We start from the raw sequence: 23,174 nt of genomic DNA on the forward strand, positions 1-23,174 counted from the left end.
CGGCGGTCACGCCACGTAGCGGGCGATGACCATGCCCAGGATGGTGATCATCAGCAGGCCGCCGGCGATGCGCTGGCTGCGGGCGGGGCTGGCGCGGTCCAGGATCTGGACGGCCAGGGCGGTGACGGCGGCGACCACGGCGACCATCAGCACCTGCTCCTGCCGGCCGAAGGCCCCGCCGTGCAGGATGGCGGCCAGCGGGACCCCGGTGACGATGGCGACCCCCGCCGCGCCGAACTGTGGACGACGCAGGGCGTCGATCCCGCTTCCGCCCGTCCGGGCCAGCACGAAGGTCGAGCCCGCCCAGAAGACGGCGGACAGCACGTGGAGCGACAGCAGCAGCATCAAGGCGATGGTCATGGCGATATCCTTTCGCGGACCGCCGTTCTGGCGGTGGCGATATTCATAGACATCGAATCATTCGACGTCTATCTATCGAATCATGAACCCTCCGGGCCCGCCTTCCGCCCCGCCGATCGGCTTCGTCCTGTCCCAGGTCTCCAAGGCCGTGGCGCGGGCGTTCGACGACGCCATGACCGAGGCGGGCGGCTCGCTGTCGACCTGGCTGGTGCTGCGCTCGCTGATGCCCGGCGGCCATCAGCCCCAATCGGAGCTGGCCCAGGCCGTGGGGGTGCAGGGGCCGACCCTGACCCACCACCTGAACGGCCTGGAAGCCCAGGGGCTGATCACCCGCACCCGCGACGCGGCCGACCGCCGGGCCCACCAGGTGGCCCTGACCCCCGAGGGCCGGGCGCGGTTCCTGCAGCTGCGCCAGACGGCCGAGCGCTTCGACGCCCGCCTGCGCGGCGACCTGACGGGAGCGGAGGTCGACCTGTTGCGGGGGCTGCTTTTGCGGCTGCGCGCCCACGTGGCGGACTAGGTCGCGGCGACCATAATCCGGTCACGGAATCAGGAATCGATCACGGATCGCGCTCCGCGAGCGGGTTAAGGGTATTCTATCCCGCGAATCGATGGGCTGGACGCCCGCAAGGCTGAAGAAGGATTTCGGTCGACCATGACCGAGACGCCCATGAAAGACTTTGGCGCAACAGACTCCGTCGGCGCGAAGCGTCGCCCGGACCTCCTGATCTGGGGCGCGGCCATCTTCCTCGTCCTGGCCGCCGCCTTCGCCGCCGCCCCCGCCCTGCGGGCCGGTCCCGCCACCCTGGCGGGCCTGCTGCTGCTGGGCGGCGTCGCCGGCGTGGCGATCCTGGGCCTAGTGGCCATCCGCGCCTCGACCGCTGTGACCGATCCCGAGCCCGAGGGCGCCGAGCTCTTCGTCGACGCCCTGTCGGAGCCTGCGGCCCTCACCGCCGCCGACGGCCGCATCCTGGCCGCCAACGCCGCCTGGGCCCAGGCCGTGGGCGACGCCCGCCGCCTGCCCAAGGGCGCGGCCGGCGCCGGCCTGTTCGCCGCCCTGGTCAAGGCCCGCGAAGGGGCCAAGGGAGAAGGAGGGCGCGCCGACGGGACGCTGGTCATCGGCGGCCACGAGCGTCGCGCCGAGGCCGCCCGCCTGCGCGGCGGCCGCCTGCTGGTCCGCCTGCCGACGGTGATCGAGAAGGAGGTCTTCGTCCCGACCGCCGCACCGGCCCCGGTGATCTCGCAGTCCGCCCCGGCCCCGCGCACCCTGGACGCCTTCTCGGGCGCCTCGCCGTTCGGCGCGGCCCTGCTGGACGGGCTGGACCCGTTCAACTCGCGCATCCTGGAAGCCAATCCGGCCCTGACCGCCATGGCCGGCGCCGTGCCGGCCGGGACGCTGTTCGGCGCCCTGATCGACCCGCCCTCGCGGGCCGAGGCCGAGACCCGCCTGGCCGAGGGCAAGGCCGGTCCGTTCGAGGTGCGCCTGGCCCGCGACCCGACCCGCATCGCCCACCTCTATCTCTACCGCGCCGACGGGCGGCTGGTGGCCTATCTGATCGACGTGTCCGAGCAGAAGCAGATGGAGCTTCAGCTGGCCCAGGCCCAGAAGATGCAGGCCATCGGCCAGCTGGCCGGCGGCGTGGCCCACGACTTCAACAACCTGCTGACCGCCATCCAGCTGCGCCTGGACGAGCTGCTGCACCGCCACCCGGTGGGCGATCCCTCGTACGAGGGCCTCAACGAGATCCGCCAGACGGGCGTTCGCGCCGCCGACCTGGTCCGCAAGCTGCTGGCCTTCAGCCGCAAGCAGACCGTCCAGCGCGAGGTGCTGGAACTGGGCGAGCTGATCAGCGAGTTCGAGGTCCTGCTGCGCCGCCTGCTGCGCGAGGACGTCAAGCTGATCACCGACTACGGCCGCGACCTGCCGCAGGTGCGGGCCGACAAGAGCCAGCTCGAGACCGCCGTCATGAACCTGGCCGTCAACGCCCGCGACGCGGTGCGGGCTGCCAAGGGCGGCGGCGTCGTGCGCATCCGCACCGCCCGCCTCACCCAGGACGAGGCCCAGAGCCTGGGCTTCCCGGGCGCCGAGGGCGATCAGGCCTTCATCGAGGTCAGCGACGACGGCCCCGGCATCCCGCCCGAGGTGATGGGCAAGATCTTCGACCCGTTCTTCACCACCAAGCCGGTGGGCGAGGGGACGGGCCTGGGCCTGGCCACCGTCTACGGCATCGTCAAGCAGAGCGACGGCTGGATCCACGTCCACAGCCGTCCGGGCGAGGGCGCGGCGTTCCGCATCTTCCTGCCCGTGCACGAGCCGACCCCGGCTCAGGAAGCGGCCGCCGCGGCCGCCGCCGCCGCGCCGGAAGCGGCCAAGCCCCGCGCCGCCCGCGACCTGTCGGGCGCCGGCCGCATCCTGTTCGTCGAGGACGAGGACGCCGTGCGCGGCGTCGCCGCCCGCCTGCTGCGCGCCCGCGGCTACGAGGTCCTGGAGGCCAGCGACGGCGAGGAGGCCCTGATCATCGCCGAGGAGAACGCCGGCACGATCGACCTGCTGATCAGCGACGTGATCATGCCCGGCATCGACGGCCCGACCCTGCTGAAGAAGGCCCGCGGCTATCTGGGCAACGCGCCTGTGATGTTCATCAGCGGCTATGCCGAGGCCGAGTTCAGCGACCTGCTGGAAGGCGAGACCGGCGTGACCTTCCTGCCCAAGCCCATCGACATCAAGACCCTGGCCGAACGGGTCAAGCAGCAGCTGCAGGCGGCCTAGCTGCCGTGAAACGGGCGCCGTCGGACGACCGGACCTGGGGTTTCTGTCGGCCGCGCGCGGCGTGAGGTAAGGCCCCGGCGGACATATCGCCGCCGTCGGGGGACGCTTGCAGCTTCACACCATGATCTCCCTCGGCCTGGCCGTGGGGACCACCGTCTTCGCCGTGAAGTCCGGCGACCGGGCGGCGCGGAGGTTCGGCGTTTCGTTCCTGGCCTCGTGGGTGGCGTCCCTGGTGGTCAGCAAGCTCCACCTTCCGGGCGGCGCCGGCCTGGCGATCTTCTGCATCGACAGCGCCACCCTGGTCTATTTCGCCTGGGCGTCGCTCGACGCCCGCCGCATCTGGACGGCGGTGGCGACGGCTTTCATCCTGCTCATCGTGGCCTCGCACGTGGCCACCGCGATCGATTTCAGGGTGACCCTCGACACCTTCCGGCTGAGCATGGCGCTCTGGAGCTATGGGATCCTGGCCTGCATCGGGTTCGGCGCCTGGTCGAGCCGGCGGGACCAGGCCCGGACGCCGGTTCTGGCGACGCGATAGCGGGATCACCCCCGCTGCAGCAGGACCGTCGGCGCTTCGCGATAGGTGGTCCGCGCCACCTCCAGGAAGCCCATCTTGTAGGCCAGCTTCAGGGACGGGGCGTTGTCGGGGTCGATGATGCAGACCACGGGCGCGTCGCCCCATTGGCCCTTGGCCCAGGACAGGGCGCCGGCGATCGCCTCCGTGGCGAAGCCTCGGCCGTGGGCCCAGCTGGCCAGGGCCCAGCCCATCTCGGGCACGCCGTCGATCGAGGGCTCGATCCCCCGGTGGAAGTCGGCGAAGCCGATCTCGCCGACATAGCGGCCGGTCGCCGTCTCGCGCGCCGCCCAGTAGCCGTAGCCCAGCACCGCCCACAGCCCCCGGGCCCGCAGCAGGCGCTGCCAGCTCTCCTCGAGCGTCGAGGTTCGCCCGCCGATGAAGCGGGTCACCATCGGGTCGCCCCACATCGCGGCGCTGTCCTGGAAGTCGGACGCCTGGGGCGGGCTGAGGGTCAGGCGGGCGGTGGTCAGGGTCGGGGGAATCATCGGCTTTCCGGAAGTTGACGCGCCAGCCTATACCGGGGCGGCCCGCCCGCCACGGACCAGAGAGCCCGGATACGAGCATGACCACGCCGCAAGACGCCATCGCCGCGCGCCGCAAGCTGACCAACAAGCTGATCGCCGGCAAGGACGCCCGTCGGCTGGCCCCGTTCTTCGCGCCGGACATCAAGGTGATCGTCGGCGACGGCTCGCTGATCCTGGGGGCGCGCGACATGCTGGAGGCCTTCGCCGCCCAGTTCGCCGACCCGGCCTTCGTCGCCTATGTCCGCACCACCGACCGCATCGAGCTGGACGCCGCCGGCGACCGGGCCGCCGAGCAGGGGACCTGGGTCGGGACCACGCGGGGCGTCCCGGACACCCGCGGGACCTACCTGGCCACCTGGCGCAAGGTGACCGGCCAGTGGGTGATCGAGAACGAGCTGTTCGTGACGCTGAGCTGAGGGACTGGGCGCCAGGCCGCCGGCCGCACGAAACGTGCGCTCCGCCGCAAGATGACGCGAAATTAATACCGGCGCCGTTGCCGCGAGGGGCAAGGGCCTCTACGCCTTTGCGTCAAACATTTCGAGGGAAGGGGACCCCGCCTTGCAAAACCGCCGTCAGATGCTGCTGTCCACCGTCGCCGTCGGCCTGGCCGCCGCGACCCCGGGCCTGGCGCTCGCTCAGGCCGCCGTCTCGGGCGAGAGCGCCAAGCTCAACGCCCTGCTCGACGCCATCATGGCCAAGCAGCTGCGCCAGTCGCCCGAGACGGCCACCAGCCTGGGGTTGGACGTCGGCGACCTGGCCTGGACCAAGGCCCAGCTGGCCGACCGCTCGTGGGCCGCGATCGCCGCCGGCGTCGCCCAGACCAAGCAGCAGCTGGCCGACCTGCGCGCCATCGACCGCAAGGCCCTGACCGGCATGGACGTGGTCAACTACGACACCGTCGAGTTCACCCTGGCGGTGCAGGACGAGGGCAACACCAAATTCACCTACGCCGGCGGCGGTTCGGGCGCGCCGTACGTGCTCAGCCAGCTGACCGGCGCCTACCAGTCGTATCCCGACTTCCTCGACACCCAGCACTCGATCGAGACCAAGGAAGACGCCGACGCCTATCTGTCGCGCATGGAGGCTTTCGCGCGGCTGATGGACCAGGAGTCCGAGATCGCCAAGCGCGACTACGCCGACGGCGTGATCCCGCCGGACTTCATCATCGACAAGGCCCTGGTCCAGATGAAGGCCTTCGCCGACACCCCGACCGCCGAGGCGCCGCTGGTGCTGTCGGTGGCCCGCCGGACCAAGGCCAAGACCATCGCCGGCGACTGGGCCGGCGAGGCCAGCAAGATCTACGAGAACTCGGTGCTGCCGGCCCTGAAGCGCCAGATCGCCCTGCTGGAGGGCGTCCGTCCGAAGGCCACGCACGACGCCGGCGTCTGGCGCCTGAAGGACGGCGGCGACTACTACGCCGTGTCGCTGAAGAACTACACGACCGCCACCCTGACGCCGGACGAGATCCACCAGCTGGGCCTGGACCTGGTGAAGTCGATCAGCGCCGAGGCCGACAAGCTGTTCAAGAGCATCGGCATGACCAAGGGCACGGTCGGCGAGCGGATGGCCGAGCTGGGCAAGGACATCTACGAGAACACCGACGCGGCCAAGGAACAGCTGATCAAGGACCTGAACGCCAAGGCTCAATGGATCGAGAAGCAGCTGCCGGCCTATTTCGGCCAGCTGCCCAAGGCCCCGCTGGAGATTCGCCGGGTGCCCAAGGCCATCGAGGCCGGCGCGCCGGGCGGCTACTACAACTCGCCCTCGTTGGACGGCAAGCGCCCGGGCATCTACTGGATCAACCTGCGCGACACCAAGGAGCAGGCCAAGTACACCCTGACCACCCTGACGGTGCACGAGGGCGTCCCGGGCCACCACCTGCAGCTGTCGCTGTCGAACGAGGCGCAGGGCCTGCCGCTGCTGCGCAAGACGATCGGCAACTCCGGCTACGCCGAGGGCTGGGCGCTGTATTCCGAGCAGCTGGCCGTCGAGATGGGCATCTACAAGAGCGACCCGCGCGGCCACATCGGCATGCTGCACGACGCCCTGTTCCGCGCCGTCCGCCTCGTGGTCGACAGCGGCATGCACTACAAGAAGTGGAGCCGCGAGCAGGCCGTGAAGTACATGGCCGAGACCATGGGCGACGAGGAGAGCGGCACGATCACCGAGATCGAACGCTATGTCGTCTGGCCGGGCCAGGCCTGCAGCTACATGATCGGCAAGATCACCTGGCTGCGCGCCCGCGAGCGCGCCAAGAAGGCCCTGGGCAAGAAGTTCGACATCCGCCAGTTCCACGACGCCGGCATCCTGGCGGGCATGACCCCGCTGACCGTGCTGGACAAGGTGGTCGACGACTACATCGCCAAGACCAAGGCGGGGAAGTAGGCCAGGAAATCTTCCCTCCCCCTTGTGGGGAGGGGGACCGGCGAAGCTGGTGGGTGGGGCATGCTGAGTCAGCAAGACGAGTCAGCAGGCCCCACCCGTCCGCTTCGCGTCCACCCTCCCCATGAAGGGGAGGGAGTCATCGTTTACCCCCAGCCTTCCGAGACCCCCGCCCGGCGCGCGGCCGGGGTCACGGGCGTCAGCTTCAGCGCCGGCTGCGGCTGGTCGGACGGCTTGCCGAACAGCCAGCCCTGGGCGAAGTCGACGCCGGCCTTGCGGACCACGTCCTCGACCTCGGCGGTCTCGACCATCTCGGCGACGGTGCGGATGTTCAGGTCGCGGCACAGCTCGACCAGCCTCCGGACCATGGCCCCGTCGCGGCCGTTGCCGGCCAGCTCCCGCACGTAGCGGCCGTCGATCTTGACGATGTCCAGGCTCAGTTCCTGCAGATAGGCGAACGACGAGGCGCCGGCCCCGAAGTCGTCCAGGCAGACCAGCGAGCCCAGGCCGCGCAGGGCCTGGATGTGCTGGTTGGCGCGCGGCAGGTCGTCGATGGCGCAGGTCTCGGTGATCTCGAAGATCAGCCGCCCCTTGGCCATGTCGCTCTTGGCCAGCAGGCGGCCGATGTGGTCGACGAAGCCCTCGTTGACGATGGTGCGGCCCGAGACGTTGATCGCCAGCTTCATCGCGCCGGTCCGGTCGGCGGCCAGGCGCTTGACCGCCATCTCGGCGATCGCGTGGTCCAGCTCCTCGATCAGGTCGAATTCCTCGGCCATGCGGATCAGTTGGAACGGGCTGCCGCCGTCCTCGAAGCGCACCAGGGCCTCGTGGTGGTGGGCCGCGCCGGTCCTCAGGTCGACCACCGGCTGGTAGGCCAGGGTGAAGCGCCGCTGGCTGACCGCCAGGCCCAGGGCGCCGGCGCGCGACAGGGTGCGCTTGACCGAACGGTTCATCGCCTCGGACAGGCTGAGCGGCGGGGCGTCCTTCAGGCCCTCGCGCAGGAAGTCGTCGAGGGCGTAGCGCAGGGCCTTGAGGCTTCGGGCCGGGGCCGAGCCGCCGTCCACCGGCGCCACGTGGGCCTGCGCCTGGACGGACGTGACGCGGCTCAGGCGCTGGGCCATGTCGTCGGGATGGTCGGGCTTGGCCCGCATCAGGGCGAAGCGGTCGGGCGACAGGCGGGTGGCCATGGCGCCGGCGTGCGACTCGGCGCGCACGGCGCCGGCCAGCTTCAGGTCCAGGGCGCGGGCCTCGGGCTGGGACAGCTGCTGGCGGACGGCGTCCAGGCCCAGGAAGTCGACCATGGCCAGCTCCAGCTCCAGGCCGGTGACGTGCGCCGCCTCGAACAGGCCGCGGGCGATGTCCTCGAAGGCCTCGCGGCCGCGCAGGCCTTCCTCGTCCAGCTGGCCGGACGGGGCGGGGGCCGGGGTGACCGAGACCGAGATCCGGCCGCCGTTGTCGGGCAGGGCGCGCAGGACCAGGGTCACGTGGCGCGCCGCGCCGCCGGCCATGCGGACGGTGATCGGGCCATGTCGCTGGCCGTCGTCCGTGGCGCTGGTCGCCGCGTCGATCAGCGGGCGGTCGGCGGCGGTGAACAGGTCGCGCCAGGCGCGTCCGGTCAGGGTCCGTTCGTCCTGGCCCATGATCCGCTGGGCCGCGCCGAGCGCCAGGCTCACGCGGCCGTTCTCGACTTCCAGAAGCAGGTCGGCGCTGGCGAAGGCCAGGCCCAGAAGGCGGCGCGGATCGATCGACAAGACTTTAGGTCCCCCGGAAGGGGGACAGCATCGCGGGGCGTCGTTAAGGCCGGGTTGAGCCGGGGCGTTTTCAGTCGCTTTCAGCGTCGGTCCGGGGCGCGAGGAATTGTCGCACGCGCCGCCCTCGAAGCGACCGGTTCTGACGTACCCTGCCTCTAGAGTAAGAACATGTTGCGAACATGGAACAAAACATGTACGCGTTAATCATTCCACAGGCGGGTGGGCGCGGCGGTCGCGAACCTCCGATCCGACTGTCGGAATCATGGAATAAGGGCGGATATCTCCAATGAGCAATCAGGCGGCTTTGAAACTCGTGGGCAAAGAAGACGGCGACAAGCAACGCGCCCTCGAGGCGGCTCTGGCCCAGATCGATCGCGCGTTCGGCAAGGGCTCGGTGATGAAGCTGGGCGAGAAGGGCAAGGTCGAGATGGAGGCCATCTCCACCGGCTCGCTCGGCCTGGACATCGCCCTGGGCATCGGCGGCCTGCCCAAGGGGCGGGTGATCGAGATCTACGGGCCGGAAAGCTCGGGCAAGACCACCCTGGCCCTGCACGTGGTGGCCGAATGCCAGAAGGCCGGCGGCACCGCCGCCTTCGTCGACGCCGAGCACGCCCTGGACCCGGGCTACGCCCACAAGCTGGGCGTCAATCTCGACAACCTGCTGGTGGCCCAGCCCGACAACGGCGAACAGGCCCTGGAGATCACCGACACCCTGGTGCGTTCGGGCGCCGTCGACATCGTGATCGTCGACTCGGTCGCGGCCCTGACGCCGAAGGCCGAAATCGAAGGCGAGATGGGCGACAGCCTGCCGGGCCTGCAAGCGCGCCTGATGAGCCAGGCCCTGCGCAAGCTGACCGCCTCGATCAACAAGGCCAACACCATCGTCATCTTCATCAACCAGATCCGTCACAAGATCGGGGTGATGTACGGTAGCCCGGAAACCACCACGGGCGGCAACGCCCTGAAGTTCTACGCCTCGGTCCGCCTGGACATCCGCCGCACCGGTTCGATCAAGAACCGCGACGAGATCGTCGGCAACAACGTCCGGGTCAAGGTGGTCAAGAACAAGGTGGCCCCGCCGTTCCGCGAGGTCGAGTTCGACATCATGTACGGCGAGGGCATCTCCAAGCTGGGCGAGATCATCGACCTGGGCGTCAAGGCCGGGATCATCGACAAGGCCGGCTCCTGGTTCTCCTACAACAGCCAGCGCATCGGCCAGGGCCGCGACAACGTCCGCGAGTTCCTGAAGGCCAACAAGGACCTGTCGGCCGAGATCGAGGCCGCGGTCCGCCAGTCGTCGCGGAAGATCGAGGAAGAGCTGCTGGTCGGCGGTCCCGAGGACGACGACGCAGAGGAATAGGATTTTCGGGCGGCGGCTCCCCCATGGGCCGCCGACCGGAAGCTTCGCGGCCGCCGCCCACAGCGGGCGACCCCGCCTTATAGCCCGCCGTGAACACCGCCACGGCCGGCCGCGACCCGGGCGCCTGGACCCCATGCCAGGCGCCCGATTTCGTTAGTCCTCCCCCTCTGGGGGAGGTGTCGTTCTGGGCGAAGCCCAGGATGACGGAGGGGGGCTGAGCCGGCCGCCGGAACCGAGCCTCCGCCCCCCACGGGGGCGGACAGACCGCGAAGCGGTCAGGCGGGGCAAGTCGGTGCGCCAAGGTCCTTCCCCACAGGGGGAGGGGCGACACGGCCGCACCGAGCGCGGCATTCCGCCTTCAACCCGTCGAGTTGGTTTCCACAAATCTTGAAACCGCGCTATGCAGCGCCGACTTCCGGTTCGACCGGACACGCGTACGGAACATCCGAGACACCTATGCCCAGCCTGAACGAGATCCGCAGCACCTTCCTGAACTATTTCGGCGCGGCCGATCACGCCATCACGCCCTCGGCGCCGCTGGTGCCGCAGAACGATCCGACGCTGCTGTTCGTCAACGCCGGCATGGTGCCGTTCAAAAACGTATTCACGGGCGCCGAGACCCCGGCCCATCCGCGCGCGGTCAGCTCGCAGAAGTGCGTCCGCGCCGGCGGCAAGCACAACGACCTGGACAATGTCGGCTACACCGCCCGCCACCACACCTTCTTCGAGATGCTGGGCAACTTCTCGTTCGGCGACTACTTCAAGGAACAGGCGATCCACCACGCCTGGACCCTGCTGACCGGCGAGTTCAAGCTGGCCAAGGACAAGCTGCTGGTCACGGTCTACCACACCGACGACGAGGCGGCGGACCTCTGGAAGAAGATCGCGGGGCTGGACGACAGCCGCATCATCCGCATCGCCACCAACGACAATTTCTGGTCGATGGGCGACACCGGCCCCTGCGGCCCGTGCTCGGAGATCTTCTACGACCACGGCCCCTCGATCCCCGGCGGCCCTCCCGGCAGCCCGGATGAGGACGGCGACCGCTTCATCGAGATCTGGAACCTGGTGTTCATGCAGTTCGAGCAGATGGCCGGCGGCGAGCGCGTCTCGCTGCCCAAGCCCTCGATCGACACCGGCATGGGCCTGGAGCGCGTCGCCGCCGTCCTGCAGGGCGTGCACGACAACTATGACATCGACCTGTTCAAGAGCCTGATCGCCGCCAGCGTCGAGCTGACCGGCGTCAAGGCCGAGGGCGACCAGGCCCCGTCGCACCGGGTCATCGCCGACCACCTGCGCTCGTCCTCGTTCCTGCTGGCCGACGGCGTCACGCCCTCGAACGAAGGCCGCGGCTACGTCCTGCGCCGGATCATGCGCCGGGCCATGCGCCACGCCTACCTGCTGGGCGCGCAGGAGCCCCTGATGCACCGCCTGGCCCCGACCCTGGTGGCCGAGATGGGCCAGGCCTATCCGGAACTGCGCCGCGCCGAGGCCTCCATCGTCGAGACCCTGCGCCAGGAGGAAGAGCGCTTCCGCGTCACCCTGGGCCGCGGCATGGGCCTGCTGGACGAGGCCACCGCCAACCTGACGGCCGGCGGGGTGCTGGACGGCGAGACCGCCTTCAAGCTCTACGACACCTACGGCTTCCCGCTGGACCTGACCCAGGACGCCGTGCGCGCCAAGGGCCTGACGGTCGACACCGACGGCTTCGACGTGGCCATGGACCGCCAGCGCACGATGGCGCGCGCCAACTGGGCCGGCTCGGGCCAGCAGGGCGCGGCCGCCGCCTGGTTCCCGATCCGCGAGGCCAACGGCCCGACCAACTTCGTCGGCTACGACAACACCGAGACCACCGGGACGGTGAAGGCCATCCTGGTCGACGGCGGGCCCGTCCAGTCGGTCGAGGCCGGTACGACCGCCGACGTCCTGCTGGACCGCACCAGCTTCTACGCCGAGAGCGGCGGCCAAGCCGGCGACACCGGCGTGATCGAGGCCAACGGCGTCGAGAGCCGCGTGGTCGACACCCAGAAGCAGGCCGGCGACCTGCACGTCCAGCGCGTCGAGCTGGCCGGCCCGCTGAAGGTCGGCGACCAGGTCGTGGCCTCGGTCGACGCCGCCAAGCGCCACACCACCCGCTCCAACCACTCGGCCGCCCACCTGGTGCACGCCGCCCTGCACCACGTGCTGGGCCCGCACGTCGCCCAGAAGGGCCAGATGGTCGACGGCGACCGCATGCGCTTCGACTTCAGCCACGGCGGCCCGCTGACCGCCGACGAGATCGAGCGCATCGAGGCCGAGGTCAACGCAGTGATCCGCCAGAACGTCCCGGCCGAGACCAAGGAAATGGCGCCGCAGGAGGCCATCGAGGCCGGCGCCGTGGCCCTGTTCGGCGAGAAGTACGGCGACAGCGTCCGGGTGCTGACCCTGGGCAAGTCGCTGACGGATGAGGCCAAGGCCTATTCGGTCGAGCTGTGCGGCGGCACCCACGTGGCCCGCACCGGCGACATCGCCCTGTTCAAGATCGTCTCCGAGCAGGGCGTGGCCGCCGGCGTGCGCCGCATCGAGGCCCTGACCGGCGAGGCGGCCCGCCGCTTCCTGCTGGACCAGGCGGGTGTCGCCAAGGCCCTGGCCGACCAGTTCAAGACCCCGGTCGCCGAAGTCCTGGCCCGCGTCGACGCCCTGGTCGCCGAGCGCAAGGCCCTGGAGAAGCAACTGGCCGAGGCCAAGAAGCAGCTGGCCCTGGGCGGCGGCTCGGGCGGCGGCGCGGCCGGCCCCGAGGATGTCGCCGACACGGCCCTGATCGCCCGCGTCCTGGACGGCGTCGGCGGCAAGGAGCTGCGCGGCGTGGCCGAGGAGTTCAAGAAGCAGCTGACCTCCGGCGTCGTGGCCCTGGTCGGGACCACCGACGGCAAGGCCGCCGTCACCGTGGCCGTGACCGCCGACCTGACCGGCAAGTTCAGCGCCGCCGACTTGGCCAAGGCCGCCGTGATCGCCATGGGCGGCCAGGGCGCCGGCGGCAAGCCCGACTTCGCCCAGGGCGGCGCGCCCGATGCGTCGAAGGCCCAGGACGGCCTGGACGCCATCAAGGCCGCTCTGGCCGGCTAAGCCCGGTCCGAAGCGCACGACACAAGGACGGTCCGGCTCGCCGCCGGGCCGTCCTTTTTGTTTGGGCCGGCCCGCCTTTCCCTAGGCCTCATCTTCCTGACGACGCTCTTCCCGCACGAACAGTCCCGTGTCGGGATCGCGGAGGAAGGCGGAGCCGATCGGCTCGTCCAGCAGATGGATCCAGCTGTCGTCCTGGTTCAGCACGACGCCGATCGCGACATAGGTCGGTCCGCGAGCCTCGACCTCGCCCTTCGCCAAGCCGCTTTCATCGGCCCGGATGCGCCAGCCGCTGTCGGGAAAGCGGTCGCCGTCTTCGGCCAGATCGGGCTCCTCGCGATAGAGGTAGCCGACAGGGGCGTCGCCATCGACGACGTGCTGATCGACCATGCAGCGATCCCAGACCTGGCGTTCGGGTGCGCGCGCCGGCGCCCTGGCGGGGTCGGCCCAGTCGATGTCGATCACATGATGGCGGGCGAAGCGCACCGTGGCGCCGACCTTCAGCTGCGGCATGTCGTTGGGGACGTTGTCGAGGACGCCGAGAAGGTGGTCGGGTCCGATCTCGACGATCTGCACCCACATGCGCTCCACCGCCCATTCCCGGCCCGGCGGATCACCGCGGAACATCAGCTTGGCGTGATCGCCGACCGCCAACGCCCGCAATTCATCTTCCGGCGGCAGATGGAAGGTGTAAGGGGCCTCGCGGGCGATGGGGCGTGGATCGTCCAGTTCATAGCGTCCGAACAGCCGACGTCGCAGGTCGTGGATGCGGTCGAGAAGCGTCCTCATGGCGCTGATCGTTAGCGTGTGGAGCGCCGCCCGGCAAACCTAGCCTGCGGCCGTCGCGCCCGCCCGCATCGTCGCGCGATAGTCCCGCGGAGTCGTGCCCACCTCGTCGCGGAAGGCGCGGTTGAAGGGGCCCAGGGAGGCGAAGCCGCAGGCGAAGGCGATCTCCAGGATCGACCGCCGCTCGTCCGGCGCGGCCAGCATGCCCTTGGCCCGCGCGATCCTGTGGTGGTTGATCCAGCGGTTGAAGTTGGCGAAGCCCAGCGCCGTGCTGATGCACTGCGAGACCCGGTGCTCGGGCTCGCCCAGCCGCGCGGCGACGTCGCCGATCTTGAGCTCGGGCCGGCTGTCGACAGCTTCCTCGACCAGCAGCCGCCGAAGGCGCTCGGCCAGGCGCGCGTCGTCCTCGGTCGGGGCGCGGCGGGCGGTCCGCGCCGCCAGCGGATGGCCCAGGCGGAACCGCACGGCGACCAGGACGGCCACCAGGCCCGTCAGGGCGCAGGCGCTCTTGACCAGGTCGTCCCGTAGCGCCTCGCCGGGTCCGTCGCCCACGGCGCGCAGACCCAGCACCGAGACCGCCACCAGCCCGGCGTAGACCGTGACGAAGGCGAACCGGAACCGCTTCTCGCCGACCGGCAGGTCGGGCGTGTAGCGATGGAAGGGCTCGACGAAGGTCAGCAGCAGGGCGGCCGAGCCGCTGAGCGTGTAGAGGCTGTCGGCGACGCGCCCGACCATGCCGCCCGCGGGGGCCAGGACCGATAGCGCGCCGCTCAGCGCCAGGACCAGACCGACGACGCGCGCCCATCGCGCGTCGCGCGGGGCCGGATCGAATAGGGCGCGGGCCACCAGCCAGGCCCAGCCGCAGGCGCCGACGCCGATCAGCGAGAAGGCCATCGCGGCGCCGCCCTCGAGAAGGCGGCCGAGGATGTAGCAGACGAACGACGCCGCCGCGATCGTCGCATGGACCTGCAGCCGGCCGCGTGGCCGCCACGGTCGGAAGCCTTTCTCCACGGTCGCGATCGAAGCGTTGAAGGTCGTCATGCGGCGAAAGTGCCCCTCGGGGCCCGGCCCTGTCCACCGGCCCACGCGGCCGGCGGAAAATATCTCTCGCCGAATTCCAAATCGGCGAGACCCGCAGCGCGCCTCGCCGCCATCCCTGCCGTCGGCCTCAGCCTCGAGGTCGCGTCAGGAGCCGCCATGTCGATCCCTTCCTCGTCCCCGTTTCCCCGGACCATCGGGGCCGCCGCTCTGCGCTGGGCGGGCGTCCTCTGGTTCAGCGTCGCCGCCCTCGGCCAGAGCGCCTTCATCGCCTTCATCCTGGCCTTCTACGGCGTTCGCACCGCGACCGGGAATTTCGCCGGCTGGAACGACAAGCCCCTGATCACCGGCTACGTGAAGGGCGACGACGCGGGCAACGCCGTCTTCGCCGCCCACGTGCTGCTGGCCTCGGTCGTGACGCTGGGCGGCTTGATGCAGATGATCCCCGGCCTGCGCCGCCGATGGCCCAGGCTGCATCGCTGGACCGGCCGGACCTTCCTCGTCGTCGCCGTCTTCCTGGCGCTGAGCGGCGTCTGGATGGCGGTCGTCCGGGGAACCTACCTGTCGGTGATCTCGGCCGTCGCCATCCTGGTCAACGCCGCGCTCATCCTGGTCTTCGCCGGCCTGGCCTGGCGACACGCGGTCAAGCGGCGGTTCGAGGCGCATCGGCGCTGGGCCCTGCGGACGTTCATGGTGGTCAGCGGGGTCTGGTTCCTGCGGGTCGGGATCATGGGCTGGATCCTCGTCAACCGGGGGCCCGTCGGCATGACCGACGACATGTCGGGCCCCGCCGACGTGGTGCTGACCTTCGGCAGCTACCTGATCCCGCTGGCGATCCTGGAGCTGTACGGCGCGGTCGAGCGGAGCGCCGGCGGCGTCGGCAAGGTCCTGGCGGCGGCCCTGGTCGTGGTCGCCTCGGCCTTCACGGCGGCCGGGGTCTTCGGGACCATCGCCTTCATGTGGCTCCCCCACGTCTGGCCGAAGGCCTAGCGGCGGTCCTCCAGGATCATCGCCGCGCCCTTCTCGGCGATCATCACGGTGGGGGCGTTGGTGTTGCCCGAGGTGATGGTCGGCATCACAGAGGCGTCGACCACCCTCAGGCCCTGCAGCCCGCGCACCCGCAGGCGCGCGTCGACCACGGCCCAGGCGTCGCCCGCCGGGCCCATGGCCGCCGTGCCGACGGGGTGGAAGATCGTCGTGCCCAGCGCCTTGGCCGCCGCCAGCAGGTCCTCGTCCGTCCGGGCCGCCGCGCCGGGACGGAACTCCTCCGGGGCGTAGGGCGCCAGGGCCGGCTGGCTCACGATCCGGCGGGCCCAGCGCAGCGAGGCGATCGCCACGTCGCGGTCCTCCCAGGTGGCCAGGTAGTTGGGATCGATCCGGGGCGGATCGGCCAGGCCCGGACCCGACAGGGCGACGGCGCCACGGCTGGTGGGGCGCAGGTTGCAGACGCTGGCCGTGAACGCCCCGAACCGGTGCAGGCCGTCGCCCCAGCGGTCCAGGCTGAGCGGCTGGAAGTGGAACTGCAGGTTCGGCGTCTCGCGGCCGGGGTCCGAGCGGCAGAACATCCCCAGCTGCGACGGGGCCATGGTCAGGGGACCCGACCGCCGCAGGGCGTAGTCGAGGCCCATGCCCGCGCGCCGGACCAGGTTGGCGTAGTCGGTGTTCAGGGTGCGCACCCCGGAGACCTTGTAGACCGGCCGGATCTGCAGGTGGTCGTGCAGGTTGGCGCCGACGCCGGGCAGGTGATGCCGCACCACGACGCCGGCCTGCCTCAGCCGTTCGGCGTCGCCGACGCCCGAGCGCTGCAGGATCAGCGGCGAGCCGATCGCCCCGGCCGCCAGGATCAGCTCGCCGGCGACCCGGGCGGTCAGGACCTGGCCGCCGCGCACCGCCCGCAGGCCGGTCACCCGCCGGCCGTCCAGGTCGATGTGCTGGACCTCGACGCCGGTCTCCAGCCGCAGGTTGCCGCGCGTCAGCACCGGCTTGAGGAAGGCCGTGGCGGTGCTCCACCGCCGGCCCGCCCGCTGGTTGACCTGGAAATAGGACGAGCCGGAATTGTCGCCGCCGTTGAAGTCGTCGATCGCCGGGACGCCGGCCTGTTCCCCGGCCCGGCGGATGGCGTCCAGGATGTCCCAGCGCACCCGGGGATGCTCCACCCGGTACTCGCCGCCCGACCGGTGGTGATCGCCCGGCGGCGCGATGTGGTCCTCGTGGCGCAGGAAGTAGGGCAGGACGTCCGACCAGCTCCAGCCCACCAGTCCCTTCTGCCGCCAGGCGTCATAGTCCTGGGCCTGGCCGCGCATGTAGATCATGGCGTTGATCGACGAGGAGCCGCCGATCACCTTGCCGCGCGGATAGGGCAGGCTGCGGCCGTCCAGGCCGGGCTGGGGGACGGTCTCCAGCCGCCAGTCGGCGCGCGGGTGGCCGATGGCGAACAGGTAGCCGACGGGGATGTGGAACCAGATCCAGTCGTCCCGGCCGCCCGCCTCGAGCAGCAGCACCTTGACCGACGGATCGGCCGACAGGCGGTTGGCCAGCACGCAGCCGGCTGAGCCGGCACCCACCACGACGTAGTCGAACGTCCCCAGGTCGATCTCGCCCGCCATCCCGCCCCATCCTTCGCCCGCGCCGCTTCGGGCGCTAGACCGGGATATCGCTGTACAGTCGATACGTCTCGTCGGCGATGGCCATGAACGGCTTGAGGACCAGATCGCCGTCGAGCCGCACATGCCGCCTCCTGCGGCAGGCGCGCCGAAATAGTGAACGTCGATCTCCGAAGCGCCGATTTCGTGATCACGGAGACTCGCCGTCCCGGCGGTACGGGCGCAACCTCGTCTCGGGATGTTCAAGCCGGAGGGACGGGCATGAGCGAGGAATCCGTGGGCGGGGGCGTGGCCTACGAAAAGGTCGACGCCGCCTATTTCGACAAGCGGGGCCTCAAGCGTTACGCGGGCGTGTTCTCGCTGTGGGCGCTGGGCGTGGGGGCGGTGATCTCGGGCCAGTTCTCGGGCTGGAACCTGGGCATGGCGACCGGCGGCTGGGGCGGCATGCTGGTGGCCACCCTGATCATCACCGTCATGTACCTGGGCCTGACCTTCTCGATCGCCGAGATGGCCGCGGCCCAGCCGCACACCGGCGGGGCCTACAGCTTCGCCCGCGCCGCCATGGGGCCGTGGGGCGGCTTCGTCACCGGCCTGTGCGAGAACGTCGAATACGTGCTGACGGCGGCGGTCGTCTGCTTCTTCATCGGCTCGTACCTGGGCGGCATCTTCGAGACGCCGGCCTGGGTGCAGCCGCTCTACTGGATCGGCTCCTACGTGATCTTCGTGGGGCTGAACGCCGGCGGGGTGGCGATGTCGTTCCGGTTCACGGTGTTCATCACCCTGCTGGCCCTGGCCTGCCTGGCGGTGTTCTGGGTCAGCGCCCTGCCGCACGCCGACTTCGCCAAGTACGCCATGAACGTCGGGCCGGGCGGGACCGAGCTGAAGGACGGGCACGGCCCGTTCCTGCCGGCCGGGATCGGCGGGGCCCTGGCCCAGCTGCCGTTCGCGGTCTGGCTGTTCCTGGCCATCGAGCAGCTGCCCCTGGCGGCCGAGGAGAGCCACACGCCGCAGCGCGACCTGCCCAAGGGCATCATCCTGGGCATCTCGACCCTGATCGTCTCGGCCCTGCTGGTGCTGTGGCTGAACAGCGCCATCGCCCCGGGGACCTTCGCCCTGGCCAAGTCGGGCGAGCCGATCCTGGAGGGCTTCCGCACGATCTACGGCGGCGGCCTGGCCAAGGTGCTGGCGGCCGTCGCGGTGGCCGGGCTGATCGCCAGCTTCCACGCCATCATCTTCGCCTATGGCCGGCAGATCTATTCGCTGTCGCGGGCCGGCTACTTCCCCCGCGCCCTGTCGGTGACCCACGGCGTGCGCAAGACGCCGGACGTGGCCCTGCTGACCGGTTCCGGGGCCGGCCTGGCGGTGATGCTGGCGGTCTGGTTCATCCTGGGCGCCGAGAAGGGCGCGGCGGTGATCGGCGGCACCCTGCTGAACATGGCGGTGTTCGGGGCGATGCTGTCCTACGTGGCGCAGGGGGTGTCGTTCATCCTGCTGCGCCGCAAGTTCCCCGACCTGGAGCGGCCCTACAAGAGCCGGTTCGGCCTGACCGGCGCGGGTCTGACGGTGGTGATCTCGCTGGTGACGATCTTCTACCAGCTGAAGGACCCGATCTACCGCACCGGGGTGATCGGGGTGGCGGTCTGGTTCGCGGTGGGCGTGGCCTATTTCGCACTATTCGGTCGGAAAAAGCTGGTGCTGTCGCCGGAAGAGGCCTTCGCGATCAGCGGCGGCAAGGCGGCCTACGAGACCCACTGACGTCAGGGTTTGCGGCCCTTTCAGGGGACGGGCGGGGGGCAAGCTGTCCCCAGCTTGTCCCCTGAAACTCATCGCGATTTCGAATATCGATGTTCACCCAATGGCCGTGACAGGCTATCGAGGGGAAACAACGGTGAGGAAATCCATGACGTCGCGGTCCGTGATCTCCGCCCCATTCTTCGCGAGTGTGGCGGTCGCCCTCATGCTCGGCGCGGTCGCCGCGCCAAGCCTGGCCCAGGCTCCCGCCAACCTGACGGCGGCCCTCGCCGATCCGGCCAGGCCCGCCGCCGACACCGCCCGGGACGCCGCGCGCCACCCGGCCGAGCTGCTGGCCCTGGCCAACGTCAAGCCCGGCGCCAAGGTGGTCGACCTGATCATGGGCGGCGGCTACTTCACCCGCATCCTGTCGCCGGCGGTGGGGCCGACCGGCGCGGTCTACGCCTATCAGCCGGCCGAGTTCATCAAGTTCAAGGCCCAGTACGGCGAGGACCTGAAGACCGTGGCCGCCGCCTACAAGAACGTCACGCCGCTGGACGCCAGCCTGGGCGCGCTGGACCTGCCCGACGGGCTGGACGCGGTGATCACCGTGCAGAACTACCACGACCTGCACCTGTCGCCGTTCCCCGCCGACACCGCCGCCAAGGTCAACGCCGAGGTGTTCAAGTCGCTGAAGCCGGGCGGGGTGTTCCTGGTCGTCGACCACGTCGCCGCGCCGGGCTCGGCGGACGCGCCGAACAAGCTGCACCGCATCGAGATGGCGACCGTGAAGTCCGAGGTCGAGGCCGCCGGCTTCAAGCTGGCCGGGGAAAGCCCCCTGCTGCACAGCGCGGCCGACCCGCACACCGCCAGCGTCTTCGACCCGTCGATCCGGGGCAAGACCGACCAGTTCGTCCTGAAGTTCGTGAAGCCTTAGGGGAGGGGGAGGGGGGACACGCGCTCGCCGTCAGCCGCGCCGGGAGAACAAGAGCGCCGTTCGCGAGTTGCGTGTCCCCAACCTTACCCCGCCCGGATCACCCCCCGAACGACCGGCCCGAACCACCGAAGCCGCCGCGCGAGATCACCGAGCTGCGGCTCTGGACGCGGGCCGGGGCTCGCATCTCCGGCGCGTTGAAGCTGTCCGTGCGCACGCGGGTGCGGCCGGTGACGTAGTCGCGCGACAGCGGATAGCCCGAGCCGCCGTAATAGGTCCCGCTGCGGTCGCGGTACATCGGCGCGCCGTAATAGCCGCCGCCCATGTTGTTCAGCGCCTGACCGACGATGAAGCCGGTCAGCAGCGGGGTGAAGAAGCTGCCGCCGCCGCCGTTGTTGCGCGGCACGCACTGGTCGACGCCGTAGCGCTCCTCGCAGCTCTGCTGGTCGCCGAACTTCGGGGCGTTGGCGGCGCTGTCCTTCTGGGCCTGGTCGTAGGCGGCCTGGCACTGGGCGGCGGTCATGTCGCCGGAGGTCTTGCAGTCGTCCAGCGAGGCGTAGGTCTTGGCGTCGATCTCGCGCGAGGCCGACGGCGGGTCGCCCCACTGGGTGGCCGTGCCGGGATCGTCGCAGGCGCTGACCGAGATCGCCGTGCCGGCCATCAGGCCGGTCAGGGCCAGGCCGCTGGAGCGCAGGCGGCGGCGGGGAGGGGAGGTTTGTACAGTCATGGCGCGCCTCAGGCCGTCATGCAGGCGGCGTTCAGCACGCCGACCACGAGGGAGATGCTCATCAGGTAGACGCCGGCGGCGACCTCGCCCTTCTCGATCCGGGCGGTCACGTCCTTCATCACCACCACGCGCACCAGGGTGAAGGCGGCGATCTGCAGCACGCCGGCCAGGGCGGCCCAGGCGCAGAACTCCAGCAGGGTGACGGTGTTGCTGAGCGCCGAGGCCAGGGGCAGCACATAGCCGACCAGCGCCCCGCCCAGGGCCAGGGCGGCGGCGACGTTGCCCTCGCGGATCAGCTTGGCCTCGTTGTAGGGCGTGACCCACTGGTAGACGATCTTGAAGATCACCGTGAACAGGCCCGCGGCCACGAAGGCGACCACGAAGGCCAGGGCGCTGGCGCCAAATCCGTGCAGGTCCATCTGTTTTCCCCCTTTGGGCCCCTAGGCCCGGAATTCGCCGACGCCCAGCGGGACGCCGATCATGATCTCGAACGACACCTCGGTGCGGTCCTCGTTCTCCTGCTCGATGGCCAGCAGCAGCTCGCGGCCCTCGCCGGGCAGGTCGCGGCCGAACAGCATGCAGGTCTGGAAGATACGCCGATCCGGGATCCCGTCGCGGTCGTCGTGGAGGTCTTCCCAGAAGGTGACCGGCTCCTGGCTCTCGGCCTCGTCGCCGAACCACAGGCGCTGGTACTCGGGCAGGCCGGGGCCGGTGAAGGCGCGGGCCCGCAGCCGCTTGCCCCAGGCGTCGCGATCGGCGCGGCCGCCCGGATAGGCGCTGTCCCAGGGGACGAAGACGGTGATGTCGTTGACCCGCTGACCTTCGCGGTCGTCGGACACCGCTTGGAACATCACGTCGTCGTCGGTGTAGAACCGGTGCACGAAGCCGCCGTCCTTCAGGTCGACCAGGCCCTGGGCGGTGATCTCGAGCGTGTCGCGGTCCAGCGGGAAGCGCAGGTCGTCGCCCAGCCGGCGCCAGGCCAGGGTGTCCAGCCAGACCGTGCGGCCCAGGGTGACGTTGCGGATCGCCGGCAGGGCCGAGGCGGGGGCTGTGTCCTTGCGGCCGAAGAGCTTGCTGAACATGAACGACCCGATGCGAAACTCGCGTCACATGTACGACGCGAACCGCGGCGACAAAAGGGGCGGCGGGATTACCAACTTGTCATGCGACCACGTAAGGTCGCGCTCTCGACGACTGACGTTCGCCCGCCCATCTAGTATGAACTCGCCTGAAGAGGCCCACAGAGAGGATCACGCCCCTATGAGCCAGACCGCCTGGACTGTCCGCACCCTGAAGGCCGCGCTCGACGAAGCGCCGGGGCGTGGCGCCGACGAGCTGACGGTGCGGGTGCTGGAAGGCGCCGAGCCGATCCTGCTGGCCACCATGCACTGGCAGGGCGACCTGGAGATCTATGTCAGCGTCAGCGACCAGCAGATCGCCGCCTCGACCCTGCTGTGGCCCGTCGACGAGCAGAAGGATCGCCACGCCTTCAACGAGTTCCTGCTCAAGGCCCAGAAGCTGGTGCCGCTGTCGAACTTCGGCATCAGCACCGTGGGCGGGCGCGACTATTACGAGCTGTTCGGCGAGATCTCGACCACCTCGCCGGTCGAGGAGATCCTGATCGAGCTGCGCACGCTGGCCGAGAACGCCATAGACGCGGCTTCCGACCTGCGCGCTTCCTTCTCCCCCGCCGCCTGACCCATAAGAGCCTCAAGAGAGACCACCCCTATGTCCATCTGGAACAAGCTGTTCACCCTGGGCCGCGCGGGCGCGCACGAAGCCACCGCCGCCGTCGTCGACGCCAACGCCCTGCGCATCCTGGACCAGGAGATCCGCGACGCCGACGCCGCCCAGGGCAAGGCCCGCGACGACATGGCCACGCTGGTGGCGCGCCGCCGCATTCTGGAGAAGGAGGTCGCCGGCTTCCGCGACCAGGTGACCAAGTACGAGGGCTCGGCCCGCGCCGCCGTCCAGAAGGGCGACATGGACCTGGCCCGCCAGGTGGCCCAGCGCATCGCCGACCTCGAACAGGACATCGCGCTGAAGGAGCCGCAGATCGGCGAGATGCGCGCGGCCGAGGACCAGCTGCACACCGCCATCACCGCCACCGACCGCCGCATCGAGACGCTGCGTCGCGAGGTCGAGGTCGTGAAGGTCAACGAGAGCGTCCAGAAGGCCCAGGCCGCCGTCTCGGCGCGCGGGGCCGGCGCGGGCGCCGCCCTGGGCTCGGCCGCCGACAGCCTGGCCCGCATCAAGGAGCGCCAGGCGATCCGCGGCGAGAAGATCAAGGCCGCCGGCGAGCTGGAAGACCGCCGCACCGGCGCCGACCTGGACGAGAAGCTGCGCCTGGCCGGCATCCTGCCGGGCCAGTCCAGCGCCGACGACGTCCTGGCCCGCCTGGCCGCCCCGCCGCCGCTGCAGATCGAGCAGAAGGACGGCAAGACCGAGTAGGTTTCCGGTCCTCAAAGGGTTGTCATCCCGGAAGCGCGCAGCGCTGTCCCGGGCCCAGGTGAACCGCACCGCATCAGC

The 23,174-nt window shown here is 70.4% G+C and carries 21 protein-coding genes; 12 read left to right on the forward strand and 9 right to left on the reverse strand.

Annotated elements, in window-relative coordinates; all coding sequences use genetic code 11:
- Window positions 1–6: 6 nt before the first annotated feature.
- The gene (locus BR39_RS0121340; protein WP_029915992.1) at window positions 7–360 is read right to left on the reverse strand and encodes a hypothetical protein; all 354 of its coding nucleotides are present in this window, start codon (window positions 358–360) and stop codon (window positions 7–9) included.
- 82 nt (window positions 361–442) lie between these two features.
- Between BR39_RS0121340 and BR39_RS0121345 the strand changes: the two genes are divergently transcribed.
- The 3 genes from BR39_RS0121345 (at window position 443) to BR39_RS0121355 (ending at window position 3,668) form a co-directional block, all read left to right on the forward strand.
- Window positions 443–880 (forward strand): MarR family winged helix-turn-helix transcriptional regulator, encoded by a 438-nt coding sequence (locus BR39_RS0121345; RefSeq protein ID WP_029915994.1) that lies wholly within the window; start codon window positions 443–445, stop codon window positions 878–880.
- Between the two features lie 150 nt (window positions 881–1,030).
- Window positions 1,031–3,130, forward strand: a complete 2,100-nt coding sequence (cckA, locus tag BR39_RS0121350; RefSeq protein WP_035018879.1) for a cell cycle histidine kinase CckA — start codon at window positions 1,031–1,033, stop codon at window positions 3,128–3,130.
- A gap of 106 nt (window positions 3,131–3,236) precedes the next feature.
- Window positions 3,237–3,668, forward strand: coding sequence for a hypothetical protein (locus BR39_RS0121355; RefSeq protein WP_035018844.1), 432 nt, complete (start codon window positions 3,237–3,239; stop codon window positions 3,666–3,668).
- Window positions 3,669–3,673: 5 nt separating this feature from the next.
- On the opposite strand, the gene BR39_RS0121360 is transcribed toward BR39_RS0121355, so the two are convergent.
- Entirely contained in the window at window positions 3,674–4,192 is a 519-nt protein-coding gene (locus tag BR39_RS0121360) for a GNAT family N-acetyltransferase (protein WP_029916000.1), read from the reverse strand.
- A 77-nt stretch (window positions 4,193–4,269) separates the two neighbouring features.
- Here BR39_RS0121360 and BR39_RS0121365 point away from each other — a divergent pair, with 77 nt between their 5' ends.
- Window positions 4,270–4,647 (forward strand): DUF4440 domain-containing protein, encoded by a 378-nt coding sequence (locus BR39_RS0121365; RefSeq protein ID WP_029916003.1) that lies wholly within the window; start codon window positions 4,270–4,272, stop codon window positions 4,645–4,647.
- A gap of 142 nt (window positions 4,648–4,789) precedes the next feature.
- On the forward strand, window positions 4,790–6,616 hold the full coding sequence (locus tag BR39_RS0121370; RefSeq protein ID WP_029916004.1) for a DUF885 family protein: 1,827 nt from the start codon (window positions 4,790–4,792) through the stop codon (window positions 6,614–6,616).
- A gap of 143 nt (window positions 6,617–6,759) precedes the next feature.
- Here BR39_RS0121370 and BR39_RS0121375 read toward each other — a convergent pair whose 3' ends face one another.
- Complete coding sequence (locus BR39_RS0121375; protein WP_029916007.1) at window positions 6,760–8,364, reverse strand: EAL domain-containing protein; 1,605 nt, start codon at window positions 8,362–8,364, stop codon at window positions 6,760–6,762.
- Between the two features lie 286 nt (window positions 8,365–8,650).
- Between BR39_RS0121375 and recA the strand changes: the two genes are divergently transcribed.
- Window positions 8,651–9,724 (forward strand): recombinase RecA, encoded by a 1,074-nt coding sequence (recA, locus tag BR39_RS0121380; protein WP_029916009.1) that lies wholly within the window; start codon window positions 8,651–8,653, stop codon window positions 9,722–9,724.
- A gap of 456 nt (window positions 9,725–10,180) precedes the next feature.
- The gene (gene alaS, locus BR39_RS0121385) at window positions 10,181–12,829 is read left to right on the forward strand and encodes an alanine--tRNA ligase (RefSeq protein WP_029916010.1); all 2,649 of its coding nucleotides are present in this window, start codon (window positions 10,181–10,183) and stop codon (window positions 12,827–12,829) included.
- Window positions 12,830–12,910: 81 nt separating this feature from the next.
- Here the strand turns inward: alaS and BR39_RS0121390 are convergent, their stop codons facing one another.
- Both BR39_RS0121390 and BR39_RS0121395 read right to left on the reverse strand, forming a co-directional pair.
- The gene (locus tag BR39_RS0121390) at window positions 12,911–13,615 is read right to left on the reverse strand and encodes a DUF2185 domain-containing protein (protein ID WP_051696003.1); all 705 of its coding nucleotides are present in this window, start codon (window positions 13,613–13,615) and stop codon (window positions 12,911–12,913) included.
- Window positions 13,616–13,654: 39 nt separating this feature from the next.
- The gene (locus BR39_RS0121395) at window positions 13,655–14,653 is read right to left on the reverse strand and encodes an AraC family transcriptional regulator (protein WP_051696005.1); all 999 of its coding nucleotides are present in this window, start codon (window positions 14,651–14,653) and stop codon (window positions 13,655–13,657) included.
- Between the two features lie 156 nt (window positions 14,654–14,809).
- On the opposite strand from BR39_RS0121395, the gene BR39_RS0121400 reads away from it, so the two are divergent.
- Window positions 14,810–15,640 (forward strand): DUF2306 domain-containing protein, encoded by an 831-nt coding sequence (locus BR39_RS0121400; protein ID WP_029916014.1) that lies wholly within the window; start codon window positions 14,810–14,812, stop codon window positions 15,638–15,640.
- On the opposite strand, the gene BR39_RS0121405 is transcribed toward BR39_RS0121400, so the two are convergent.
- Window positions 15,637–17,256, reverse strand: coding sequence for a GMC family oxidoreductase (locus BR39_RS0121405; protein ID WP_029916015.1), 1,620 nt, complete (start codon window positions 17,254–17,256; stop codon window positions 15,637–15,639). The genes BR39_RS0121400 and BR39_RS0121405 overlap by 4 nt on opposite strands.
- Window positions 17,257–17,514: 258 nt before the next feature.
- Here BR39_RS0121405 and BR39_RS0121415 point away from each other — a divergent pair, with 258 nt between their 5' ends.
- Together BR39_RS0121415 and BR39_RS0121420 are read left to right on the forward strand one after the other, a co-directional pair.
- Window positions 17,515–19,008 (forward strand): amino acid permease, encoded by a 1,494-nt coding sequence (locus tag BR39_RS0121415; RefSeq protein WP_029916016.1) that lies wholly within the window; start codon window positions 17,515–17,517, stop codon window positions 19,006–19,008.
- A gap of 202 nt (window positions 19,009–19,210) precedes the next feature.
- Window positions 19,211–19,921 (forward strand): class I SAM-dependent methyltransferase, encoded by a 711-nt coding sequence (locus tag BR39_RS0121420; protein WP_231499531.1) that lies wholly within the window; start codon window positions 19,211–19,213, stop codon window positions 19,919–19,921.
- 97 nt (window positions 19,922–20,018) lie between these two features.
- Here the strand turns inward: BR39_RS0121420 and BR39_RS0121425 are convergent, their stop codons facing one another.
- From BR39_RS0121425 to BR39_RS0121435, 3 genes are read right to left on the reverse strand one after another with little or no spacing between them, the layout of a single operon-like run.
- Window positions 20,019–20,645 (reverse strand): DUF1190 domain-containing protein, encoded by a 627-nt coding sequence (locus BR39_RS0121425; protein WP_029916018.1) that lies wholly within the window; start codon window positions 20,643–20,645, stop codon window positions 20,019–20,021.
- Between the two features lie 8 nt (window positions 20,646–20,653).
- The gene (locus BR39_RS0121430; RefSeq protein ID WP_029916019.1) at window positions 20,654–21,064 is read right to left on the reverse strand and encodes a DUF350 domain-containing protein; all 411 of its coding nucleotides are present in this window, start codon (window positions 21,062–21,064) and stop codon (window positions 20,654–20,656) included.
- A 21-nt stretch (window positions 21,065–21,085) separates the two neighbouring features.
- Window positions 21,086–21,727 carry a YjfK family protein gene (locus BR39_RS0121435; protein WP_029916021.1) on the reverse strand — a complete coding sequence of 214 codons (642 nt, stop codon included), beginning with the start codon at window positions 21,725–21,727 and terminating at the stop codon, window positions 21,086–21,088.
- A 178-nt stretch (window positions 21,728–21,905) separates the two neighbouring features.
- Here BR39_RS0121435 and BR39_RS0121440 point away from each other — a divergent pair, with 178 nt between their 5' ends.
- Complete coding sequence (locus tag BR39_RS0121440; RefSeq protein ID WP_029916022.1) at window positions 21,906–22,343, forward strand: YjfI family protein; 438 nt, start codon at window positions 21,906–21,908, stop codon at window positions 22,341–22,343.
- Window positions 22,344–22,373: 30 nt separating this feature from the next.
- Window positions 22,374–23,096 carry a PspA/IM30 family protein gene (locus BR39_RS0121445; RefSeq protein ID WP_029916024.1) on the forward strand — a complete coding sequence of 241 codons (723 nt, stop codon included), beginning with the start codon at window positions 22,374–22,376 and terminating at the stop codon, window positions 23,094–23,096.
- The last annotated feature ends 78 nt before the right edge of the window (window positions 23,097–23,174 follow it).

The sequence above is a fragment of the Caulobacter sp. UNC358MFTsu5.1 genome, assembly GCF_000712075.1.
Classification (GTDB): domain Bacteria; phylum Pseudomonadota; class Alphaproteobacteria; order Caulobacterales; family Caulobacteraceae; genus Caulobacter.